The 10,259-nt window shown below is 65.2% G+C and carries 7 protein-coding genes and 1 pseudogene; all 8 read left to right on the forward strand.

Annotated features, from left to right (window positions below; all coding sequences use genetic code 11):
- Positions 1–157 precede the first annotated feature (157 nt).
- Positions 158–2,989, forward strand: a complete 2,832-nt coding sequence (locus tag AC07XM_RS30515; RefSeq protein ID WP_016488320.1) for a xanthine dehydrogenase family protein molybdopterin-binding subunit — start codon at positions 158–160, stop codon at positions 2,987–2,989.
- On the forward strand, positions 2,982–3,518 hold the full coding sequence (locus AC07XM_RS30520; RefSeq protein WP_016488319.1) for a (2Fe-2S)-binding protein: 537 nt from the start codon (positions 2,982–2,984) through the stop codon (positions 3,516–3,518). The genes AC07XM_RS30515 and AC07XM_RS30520 overlap by 8 nt, the downstream gene beginning before the upstream one ends.
- A 2-nt stretch (positions 3,519–3,520) precedes the next feature.
- Positions 3,521–4,732 carry a cytochrome c gene (locus AC07XM_RS30525; RefSeq protein ID WP_016488318.1) on the forward strand — a complete coding sequence of 404 codons (1,212 nt, stop codon included), beginning with the start codon at positions 3,521–3,523 and terminating at the stop codon, positions 4,730–4,732.
- A gap of 2 nt (positions 4,733–4,734) precedes the next feature.
- A complete protein-coding gene (locus tag AC07XM_RS30530; protein WP_016488317.1) occupies positions 4,735–5,706 on the forward strand; it encodes an XdhC family protein in 972 nt (323 codons plus the stop codon).
- Positions 5,703–6,266 carry a nucleotidyltransferase family protein gene (locus AC07XM_RS30535; RefSeq protein WP_060519303.1) on the forward strand — a complete coding sequence of 188 codons (564 nt, stop codon included), beginning with the start codon at positions 5,703–5,705 and terminating at the stop codon, positions 6,264–6,266. Before AC07XM_RS30530 ends, AC07XM_RS30535 begins: the two co-directional genes overlap by 4 nt.
- 119 nt (positions 6,267–6,385) lie before the next feature.
- Complete coding sequence (locus AC07XM_RS30540; RefSeq protein ID WP_102690252.1) at positions 6,386–7,069, forward strand: response regulator; 684 nt, start codon at positions 6,386–6,388, stop codon at positions 7,067–7,069.
- Positions 7,066–8,388: an ATP-binding protein gene (locus AC07XM_RS30545; protein ID WP_016488314.1), complete on the forward strand. Its 1,323-nt coding sequence runs from the start codon at positions 7,066–7,068 to the stop codon at positions 8,386–8,388. The genes AC07XM_RS30540 and AC07XM_RS30545 overlap by 4 nt, the downstream gene beginning before the upstream one ends.
- Positions 8,389–8,602: 214 nt before the next feature.
- Positions 8,603–9,994, forward strand: a pseudogene (locus AC07XM_RS30550) (aspartate aminotransferase family protein); the annotation flags it as partial.
- Positions 9,995–10,259: the final 265 nt, after the last annotated feature.

Raw genomic sequence — 10,259 nt, forward strand, 5'->3', positions numbered from 1 at the left:
CCAATCCCCCCATCACCCCAGACACACCGCGACATATTGTCGGCTTGACTTTGCCTATCCCCACTCACTTGCTGTAAAGTTGACGCACAAGTCAGCTTTCCCCGCTAGCACTAGAATCAAAAATAGGGCAGGCCCCCCACTGCCCAGAGGATCAAGCATGTCCAACCGTGATATTTCCAGGCGCGCCTTCTTGCAAGGCGGGCTGATAGCTGGTGTCGGTGTGACCATGGCGCCACTCGGCAGCCAGGCGTTCGCCGCACTGATGGAGGACCGCGTCACCACCTCGCCGCAGAAGTGGATGAACCATGACGGCAAGGCGCGTTTCCGTAACGATGCCTTGTCCAAGGTGTGTGGCGACAAGGTGTTCGCCCGCGATATCCGCGCCAAGGACATGCCTGGCTGGCCAACGCAGCAAGGCCACGCGCTGCTGCTCAAGGCCACCAAGGCCGACCGTATCTATGCCGGGCATGACCTTAGCCTGCTCGGAAGCGAGTTGCAGCCGGACCGCATCGTTACCGCTGCCGACCTTGAGAAAGACGGTCTCGCCTGGCCCGAGGCCCATTCGCCCGACCCGCTGCTGCCGCCCGGCAAGGTGCCGATGTTCATTGGCCACCCGGTGGCAATCCTGATCTGGCACGACTTCGAGCGCTTCCGCCAGGCCAAACGCAAGCTGCAGTTCAACGAACAGGCGATCCGTTACGGCGCCCAGGCACCGCTGTACCAGCGCGACCCTTACGGCAGCTTCCGCTTCGTGCGCGTCGGCGGTGCCACGCCGTTCGACGACGATGAATTCTCGAGCCTGAAGAATTCCATGCTGTTCCCGACCATTCTCAACCGCAAGCCGGTGTGGTCGAAACAGCCCAACCAGCATGGCGACCTGACCGAGCAGGGGCTGTTCTACGCCAAGCGCATGGCCGAGCAACTGGACAACCCGCCCGAGGACTGGCTGGTGTTCGACGAGCGCTACAAAACGCCGTCCATCGAACCCGCCGCGCTGGAGCCGGACAACGGCAATGGCTGGTACGACCCGGCCAGCGGCACGCTGCACTTCGTGGTCGCCACCCAGTGCCCGTTCGAAGTGGCGCAGGAATGCGTGCACATGATCAAGCCGTCGCGTTTCGCCCTGAATACGCTGAACATGCACCCGGGTTACACCGTGGGCTATGGCTCCAAAGACAACAACATCTTCGTCTTCTACGCCGCCGTGGCTGCGCTGTATGGCGCCGGCGTGCCGATCCGCCTGGCCAACGACCGTTACGAGCAGTTCCAGAGTGGCATCAAGCGCCATGCCTTCGATATTCGCTACCAGTTGGCCGTGGACAAAAAGGACAACAGCTTCAAGATCTTCCGCGCCGACATGAGCTGCGACGGCGGCGGGCGCATCAACTACAGCCCGTCGGTAGCTGCGGTGGGGGCTACGGCAGCGCAGTCGATCTATTACATGCCGCAGAACGACCTGTCGGTCACCGCCTACCATTCTCGCGGTGTCGAGGCCGGCTCCATGCGCGGCTACGGCACCTTGCAGAGCATGGCGGCCACCGAGATGATGGTCGATGAAATTGCCGGCCGCCTGGGCGTCGATGCCATCGACCTGCGCCGTGCCAACGCGCTGAAATCGGGCATGAAAAACACCCAGGGCGCGGTGCCGGCGGGCGCGCTGCGTCTGTACGAGATTCTCGACAAGGCCGCCGTGCATGAAGGGTGGCGCAACCGCGATACGCGCAAGCAGCAGATGGACGCGCAGGACCAGGACCACTGGTACGGCGTGGGCTTTGCAATTTGCCAGAAGGACTTCGGCACCGGCTCCGAGGCGCCGATGGCCAGCATCGAGTTCAGCCGCGAGGGCCGCATCAGCCTGCGCCACATCGGCACCGAGCTGGGCACCGGCATGTCTACCTCGCAGGCCCTGGTGGTCAGCGATTTCCTTGGCCGCTCGGCTGACGAGGTCAGGACTGCGGTCACCGAATGGCCAGAGCTGCAACTGAGCACCAGTGGCAACCCGTACCTGATCAGCCAGCCCGAGCAGGATGCCGCGCTGCGCAACCCGCGCTGGGTGGGCAAGCTGGCGTCGCCATCGTCGGCGACCAACTCGGCCTTCTACTTCAGCCATGCCACCCGCGAAGCGGCGCGCGTGCTGTTCAACCACGGCCTGTGGCCGGCGGCCATGGCCATCTGGAGCCAGGGCCCGCATGGCGGCCAGGCCAACCCGCTGGTGGTGCGCCGCGAGAACGCGGTGTGGGTCAATGGTGAGCTGACCGGTAACGGCCTGCAGCCGATCCCGTTCGCCCAGCTGGCACAGAAGGCCCACGACATGGGCCTGGTCACCGGCGCCAGTGTGCACGGTTTCAACCGTTGGAGCTGGGCCGAGGCTGACTTCGTCATCGACGGCGTGCGCGAGCGCTTCCCGCTCGACGCCGTGGCGGTGAAGTACGGCGATGGCGCAGTGAGCGCCAAGAAGGCGCAGATGAGCAGCCACGGTTACCACCTGCTCGACCGGCAGAACGCAGCCTACCCCGATACCCAGCTGAACAACGCCATGGTCACCTACTACAGCCCGGTGGCAACCCTCGTTGAAGTCAAGGTCAACAAGGGTACCCATGAAGTGCAAGTGCTCAACCATCACAGCTGGGTCGAGTGCGGCCGGGTGCTGGTACCGGAGCTGGTCAAGGGCCAGCTAGAAGGCGGTATCGCCATGGGCATCGGCCACGCGCTGACCGAAGAAATGCCGTTGTACGAGGGTGGGCCCGGGGAGGGCGACTGGAACTTCAACCGCTACCGCCTGCCGCATGCGCGCGACGTGGCGGTGTGGCAGCAGACCAGCGAAATTCTCCCGCCGCTGTCACCGACCGACCCGTCCAAGGGCATCGCCGAAGTGGTGATGATCCCGGTCGTGGGGGCCATCGGCAATGCCGTTGCCCATGCCATCGGCAAGCGCGTGCGCGATCTCCCTATCACCCCAGCCCGTATCAAGGAGGCCCTCAATGGCTAACCGTCCACTGCAACTGACCCTCAACGGTCAACCGGTCGGCCCGGTCGAGGTCCCCGCTGACCTGGCGATGATCGACTACCTGCACGAACACCAGAACCTCACCGGCTCGCGCCTGGGCTGTGGCCAGGGCATCTGCCACGCCTGCGTTGTGATTGTCGACAACCCCGACGGCACCAGCGAGGAAGTGCGCACCTGCATCACCGGCGCCCACTATTTCGAGGGCAAGAAGGTGCGCACCATCGAGGGCCACGCCAAACCGGACGAGGCCGGCAACCTGACGCTGAACCCGATCCAGCAGAAGTTCGTTGACCTGTTCGCCTTCCAGTGCAGCTACTGCGCGCCGGGGTTCGTCAACGCTGCTACCGTGCTGGTGGAAACGGCCCAGCGCCAGCCGTTGAAGAAGAGCGAAGTGGAAGACCGCATCGAGGCCAGCCTCGGGCACCACATCTGCCGCTGCACCGGCTACGTGCGTTATTACGACGCTACCCGCAAGGTGCTCAACGATCTCGGCCTGGTCAAGGAGGGTTGAGCATGGGCTTTGTACGTAGCGCATGGGCGTTGGCACTGGGTCTGGCCGTCAGTTCGTTTGCCCTGGCGGCCGACGAGGCCCAGGTCAAGCGCGGTGAATACCTGGCACGCGCGGCCGACTGCATGGCCTGCCATACTGCCGAAGGCGGCGCGCCGTATGCTGGCGGGCTGCCGATTCATTCGCCGTTTGGCACCATTTACGGCAGCAACATCACCCCGGACAAGCAATACGGCATCGGCAACTACAGCGCCGACGAGTTCTTCGCCGCAGTCACCGAGGGCAAGCGCAAGGACGGCGCCAATCTGTATCCGGCGATGCCTTACACCTCGTACCACCTGATCAAGCGTGAAGATTCGGACGCGATCCTCGCCTACCTGATGACCATCCCGCCGATCAACCGCCCGGCACCGCAGACCGCGTTGCGCTTCCCGTTCAATGTGCGGATGGGCCTGAGTGGCTGGAACATGCTGTATGGCAAGAGCGTGCAGTTGCAGCCAACCGAAGGCAAAAGCCCGGCCTGGCAGCGTGGCCAGTACATGGTCGAGGTCATGGGCCATTGCGGCGAATGCCATACCCCGCGCAATCCCATCGGCGCGCTGCAGCAGGACCAGCGCCTGACCGGTGGCTTGCTTGGCGGCTACCTGGCGCCGAGCCTGCTGGCCCAGGACCTGGCCGAACGCGGCTGGACCCAGCCAGACCTGACCACCTTCCTCAAGCACGGCATCAGTGCCCAGGGCAGCATGTTCAACGAGATGTTCCCGGTGGTGCACCACAGCACCCAACACCTGGAAGACGCAGACCTGGCGGCCATGGCCACTTACCTGCTGGGCGACCAGCCACCGCCGGCCAAGGCCATCCAGGCAGTTGCCCTGGAGCAGATGAGCGACAGCGCCAAGCGCGGCCACCAGCAGTACCTGAACGTCTGCGCCGGCTGCCATGGTGTCGACGGCGAGGGCAAGCCGCACATCGCCGTGGCCATGCAGGGCAACACCGTGCTGCGCCAGGGTGACTCGCGCAACCTGGTCAAGGTCATCCTCGAAGGTATTCGTGAACAGCAGTTCACCGGCTTTGAACGCATGCAGCCAATGCCAGGCTTTGCCGACAAGCTGGATGACCAGCAGGTGACGGATATGGTCAACTACCTGCGCCAGGCGTGGGGTGGACTGCCCGGTGACCTGAAGGTACAGCAGCTCGCCGAGCTGAAGGCGGAGTAAACGTGCAACATCTCGATCTACAGGTGATTCGTCAGGCCTTGCAGTGGTCGTGCAACGGGCAACGTGTGTGGTTGTGCACGGTGCTGGCCACCTATGGCTCGGCGCCGCGTGCGCCGGGCTCGCTGCTGGCTGTCAATGCCAGTGGCCAGTGGCTGGGGTCGCTGTCCGGTGGCTGTGTCGAAGACGACTTTCTCGAACGCGTGGCCCTGGGTGAATTCCCGGAGCCGGTTGCCATCGTGCGTTACGGCGATGGCAGCGACCCGCGTTCGAGTGTCCGCTTGCCGTGTGGCGGTGTGCTTGAAGTGCTGGTGGAGAACCTGCCGGCCGAGTGCGAGGTGCAGGCGCACCTGCGTGAGATGGAAAGCGCGCTACAGGGCCAGCGCCGGGTGCTGCGTGAAGTGAGCTTGCCCGAAGGTACCCGCCATCTGGCCGATGACCCTTCCCAGGGACCACGCGTCGAGCGGGAAGCAGCCTGTGTTCGCTTGCGTGTCGGCGCGGCCCAGCGCCTGCTGCTGGCCGGCTATTCCAGCGTGGCGCATTTTTGTGCCGAGTTCGGCAAAGGCATGGGGTTTGAAGTCATCCTTTGCGAGCCGCGGGACGAAGTGCTGGATGGCGTGCGGCTGGACGGCGTTGAAGTGCGCCGCGAGTTGCCTTCGGAGTTTATCCACCATGGCGGTTGCCATGCCGACACGGCGGTGGTGGCTTTGACCCACGACCCGAAGATCGACGACCTGGCGATGCTTGAAGCGGTGCGTACCGAGGCTTTCTACATTGGCGTGATGGGCTCCCGGGTGACCTCCGACAAGCGCCGTGAGCGCTTGCAGCGCATCGGCGGCCTGGGTGAAGTGGAATTGGGCCGCATCCATGCCCCGATCGGCCTCAACCTGGGCAGCAAGACCCCGGCCGAGATCGCGCTGGCGGTGTTGGCCGATATCCTGCGGGTGCGCAACGGCATTGCGCGGGTGGCGCTGTGAGCGTGGTGGCCCTGGTGCTGGCGGCAGGGCGCGGTACGCGTTTCGGTTCCGACAAGCGCCGGGCCACCCTGGCCGATGGCCGCAGCTTGCTGGCGCATAGCGTGGAGCGAGCCCGGGCGGTGTTCGATGATGTGCGCGTGGTATTGCGCGCAGGTGAGCGGGCCGAGGATTTTGGCTTGCCCCCCGATTGCCAGGTAGTCATCAGCCATCAAGCGGCCGCGGGCATGGGGCACAGCCTGGCGGCCGGCGCTCGGTCTTTGCTCGACAGCCATGCCCAGGCAGTGGCGATTTTGCTGGGTGACATGCCGTGGATCGAGTCGGCAACCTTGCGCCAACTGGCCGCAGCGGCCGCGGCTTCGACCATCGTGTTGCCACGCCATGCGGGGCAGCAGGGGCATCCGGTGATGTTCGGGCGTGATTTCTGGCCTGCGCTGGGGCAATTGTCCGGCGATGAAGGGGCGCGCTCGGTGGTGCAGGCCAATCGGGGCAGTTGTGTGGTGATCGAACTGGCAGATGCCGGGGTGTTGCTGGATGTCGATACGCCACAGGGGTTGATGTAGGGCCCTGGTGCTCACCACTGCACCCAAGACGAACACCCTGACCCACCCACAAAGGTCCATAATGCCCCCTTAATCCGCCCAAGGTGCAATGCCAGCCACACCACTCCGGGAGCCCCACCATGCACGTTCTGCTCTGCGAGGACGACGACCTGATCGCCGCCGGCATCTGCGCCGGCCTCACCGCCCAGGGCCTGACCGTGGACCGGGTGGGCAACGCCGCCGCTGCGCGGGCGATGTTGCAGGCCGCGCAGTTCGACGTGATGATCCTCGACCTCGGCCTGCCCGACGAAGACGGCCTCAAGCTGCTGCGCCGCCTGCGCCAGCAGGGTGTGGACCTGCCAGTGCTGGTACTCACGGCCCGCGATGCCGTCACCGACCGCGTCGATGGCCTGCAGGCCGGCGCCGATGACTACCTGCTCAAGCCGTTCGACCTGCGCGAGCTGGCCGCTCGCCTGCATACCTTGCTGCGGCGGGTGGCCGGGCGGGCGGTGAATGTGATCGAGCACGGGCCGTTGCGCTATGACCCGAGCAGCTGCGAGGCGACCCTGGCCGGCCAATCGGTCGACCTGTCCCGCCGTGAGCAGGCCTTGCTCAAGGCGTTGCTGCAAAACCCCGGGCGGGTGCTGTCCAGTGAACAGCTTAAAGATTGCGTATACGGCTTCAGCGATGAAGTCGAAAGCAACGCCCTGAACGTGCATATCCACCACCTGCGGCGCAAGCTGGGCAACGGCATTGTCGAGACCGTGCGTGGCCTGGGTTATCGGCTGGGCCCTGCGCAGGCCCCGGAGGAGGCCGCCTCATGAGCCTGCGGGTACGCCTGAGCCTGATTCTGGGCAGCGCTTTCGTGATCATCTGGGCGCTGGCCGCGGCGTGGATGCTGCGTGACCTGCGCCAGCAGATGATGTTTTCCCTCGACCAGCGTCTGGTAGCCTCGGCGCGCATGGTCGCCGGCCTGATCGACCAGTTGCCGCAACCCCTGACTGCCAAGGGCGGGGAGGCGCACTTTTCCGCCGACCAGTTCAGTGTGCCGGACGGCATGGCCTGCCAGGTCAGTTCGCTGCGTGGCGAGATCCTTGCCAGCAACCATAAGCACGATGGCGCCATGGACGACGAGCGCAGTGGCTTCCGTGACCAGACCATCGACGATGCCCTGTGGCGCACCTTCACCTACAACCATGGTGATGTGCGCATCACCACTGCCGACCGGCACATGGAGCGCGAGGCGCTGAACCAGTCGATCCTGCTGGCCGCTTCGGCGCCCGTGCTGATGGCCCTGCTCGGCAGCCTGGGGCTGTTGTGGATTGGCCTGGGCAAGGGCCTGGAGCCGCTCAACCGCATGCGCGACGCGTTGCGCCGTAGGCGCGCGGACAGTGTCGAACCCTTGCAGGTGGCGGGCATGCCCAGCGAGTTGCAGCCCTTGCTGGAAACCCAGAACCAGCTGTTCCTGCGTATAGCCCAGACCCTCGAGCGCGAGCGGCGCCTGACCGACGATGCGGCCCATGAATTGCGCAGCCCGCTGACCGCCATCAAGACCCACCTGCAGGTGGCACGCATGACCGATGGCGCGGTGCGCGAGCAGGCGCTGGAGCATGCCGAGCAGGGCACCGACCGCATGCACCGCACGCTGGAGCAGTTGCTGATGCTGGCGCGGGTGGAAGGCAGCCTGTCGTTCGAGGATGGGGTGCAGTGCAGCGCCGAGCAGGTGGCCCGCCAGGCGGTGCAGGATGCCGGTGGGGGTGACAACCGCCGCATCGTGCTGCGTCTGCCTGAAGAAGCCACGCAAATCTACCTGGGCATGCCCGCACCGTTGGCGGTGGCCGCGCTGCGCAACCTGCTGGACAACGCATTGCGCCATGGCGGCGATGAGGCGGTGGAGCTGGAGGTGCAGATGGCCGACGGCCAGGTGGGCTTCATGGTGCGCGACCACGGGCCAGGGATTGCCGAAGGCGACCTTGAGCACCTGACCGAGCGCTTCTGGCGCAATGGGCAGAGTGGCGGCTGCGGGTTGGGGTTGGCGATTGTCCAGGCGATCGTGCAGCGGTGTGCGGGTAGCCTGCGCTTTGACAGCCGTAGCGATGGGTTGCGGGTGCTCTTGCAAGTACCGGCGCGATCCGGGCATTGATGTTTATCGGCTGGGCGGGCCTCTTCGCGGGTGAACCCGCTCCCACAGGTACTGCACAGGCTTCAAGAGCGGTGCGATTCCTGTGGGAGCGGGTTCACCCGCGAAGAGGCCGGTGCAGGCAAAGTAAAATCCAGTAACAACCGCTAAATCCTCCCTGCACTCAAGCGTTTTTCAAGCGATAACTGCCCATTCGCTTGCTTGCGAGGATTTACCCATGTCCACCGCTTCCAGCCTTGCCCAGGTTGCACCGGTCAACGCGTCGCAACCTTTGTACGAGTTTACCGAATCCCCCCTGCTGCAACGCCAGCAACAGCAGGAGTCCAATGCCCGCAGCTACCCACGGCGTATTCCGCTGGCGCTCAAGCGCGCCCGTGGCATCTATGTGGAGGATGTTGAAGGCCGCCAGTTCATCGACTGCCTGGCGGGCGCCGGCACGCTTGCGTTGGGCCACAACCACCCGGTGGTGGTCGAGGCGATCCAGCGTGTGCTGGCCGATGAGCTGCCCTTGCATACCCTGGACCTGACCACGCCGGTGAAGGACCGCTTCGTCCAGGACCTGTTCGGCATTCTGCCCGAGGCGCTGCGCCGCGAGGCCAAGGTACAGTTCTGCGGCCCGACCGGCACTGATGCCGTGGAGGCGGCGCTCAAGCTGGTGCGCACGGCCACCGGCCGGAGCACTGTGCTGGCCTTCCATGGCGCCTACCACGGCATGAGCCAGGGCGCGTTGAACCTGATGGGCAGCAACGGGCCGAAGCAGCCGCTGGGCGCCTTGCTCGGCAACGGCGTGCAGTTCATGCCGTACCCCTACGACTACCGCTGCCCCTTCGGCCTGGGCGGTGAAGCAGGGGTCAGGGCCAACCTGCATTACCTGGAAAACCTGCTGCTCGACCCGGAAAGCGGCGTGCCTCTGCCGGCGGCAGTGATCCTTGAGGTGGTGCAGGGCGAGGGTGGTGTGATCCCGGCCGATATCGAATGGCTCAAAGGGGTCCGCCGTATTACCGAGCAGGCCGGCGTTGCGCTGATCATCGACGAGATCCAGAGCGGCTTTGCCCGCACCGGGCGCATGTTCGCCTTCGAACATGCCGGCATCGTGCCGGACGTGGTCACCTTGTCCAAGGCCATTGGCGGCAGCCTGCCGCTGGCGGTGGTGGTGTACCGCGACTGGCTGGATACCTGGAAGCCGGGTGCGCATGCCGGTACCTTCCGTGGCAACCAGATGGCCATGGCCGCGGGGTCGGCGGTCATCAACTACCTGGTCGAGCATCGCCTGGCCGAGCATGCCGAGGCCATGGGGCAGCGTTTGCGCCAGCACCTGCTGCAGTTGCAGCGCGATTATCCGCAACTGGGTGATGTTCGCGGGCGTGGCTTGATGCTGGGGGTCGAGTTGGTGGACCCGCAGGGCAGAACGGATGCCTTGGGTCATCCGCTGGCCAACCGCGAGCTGGCGGCCAAGGTGCAGCGTGAGTGCCTGAAGCGCGGGCTGATCCTGGAGCTGGGCGGGCGGCATGGCGCAGTGGTGCGCTTCCTGCCGCCACTGATCATCAGCGCCGAGCAGGTTGATGAAGTGGCGCAGCGTTTTGCCGAGGCGCTTGTGGGAGCGGGCTTGCCCCGCGAAGCAGGCAACGCTGTGCATGGCTCCGGCTGCGCCGGGGTTCGTGGGACAAGCCCGCTTTCATAGAACAACGTATTGATTTGGCGTCAACCTGTGGGAGCGGGCTTGCCCCGCGAACACCGGCAAAGCCGGTGCCATGCACAGCGTTGCCTGCTTCGCGGGACAAGCCCGCTCCCACGCCAGGCACTGTTCTCCGCGTGACAGCGCAGCCTATAGGGGATGAGTGGCCTCCCACAAAGTCACCGCTAAATCAGTCAAT

This window comes from Pseudomonas sp. GW460-LB5, from assembly GCF_059423245.1.

Bases quoted from the DNA above. Each gene is read 5' to 3' on its own strand.
- AC07XM_RS30515 (WP_016488320.1), top strand. From the start codon at position 158: ATGTCCAACCGTGATATTTCCAGGCGCGCCTTCTTGCAAGGCGGGCTG.
- AC07XM_RS30520 (WP_016488319.1), top strand. From the start codon at position 2,982: ATGGCTAACCGTCCACTGCAACTGACCCTCAACGGTCAACCGGTCGGC.
- AC07XM_RS30525 (WP_016488318.1), top strand. From the start codon at position 3,521: ATGGGCTTTGTACGTAGCGCATGGGCGTTGGCACTGGGTCTGGCCGTC.
- AC07XM_RS30540 (WP_102690252.1), top strand. From the start codon at position 6,386: ATGCACGTTCTGCTCTGCGAGGACGACGACCTGATCGCCGCCGGCATC.
- AC07XM_RS30545 (WP_016488314.1), top strand. From the start codon at position 7,066: ATGAGCCTGCGGGTACGCCTGAGCCTGATTCTGGGCAGCGCTTTCGTG.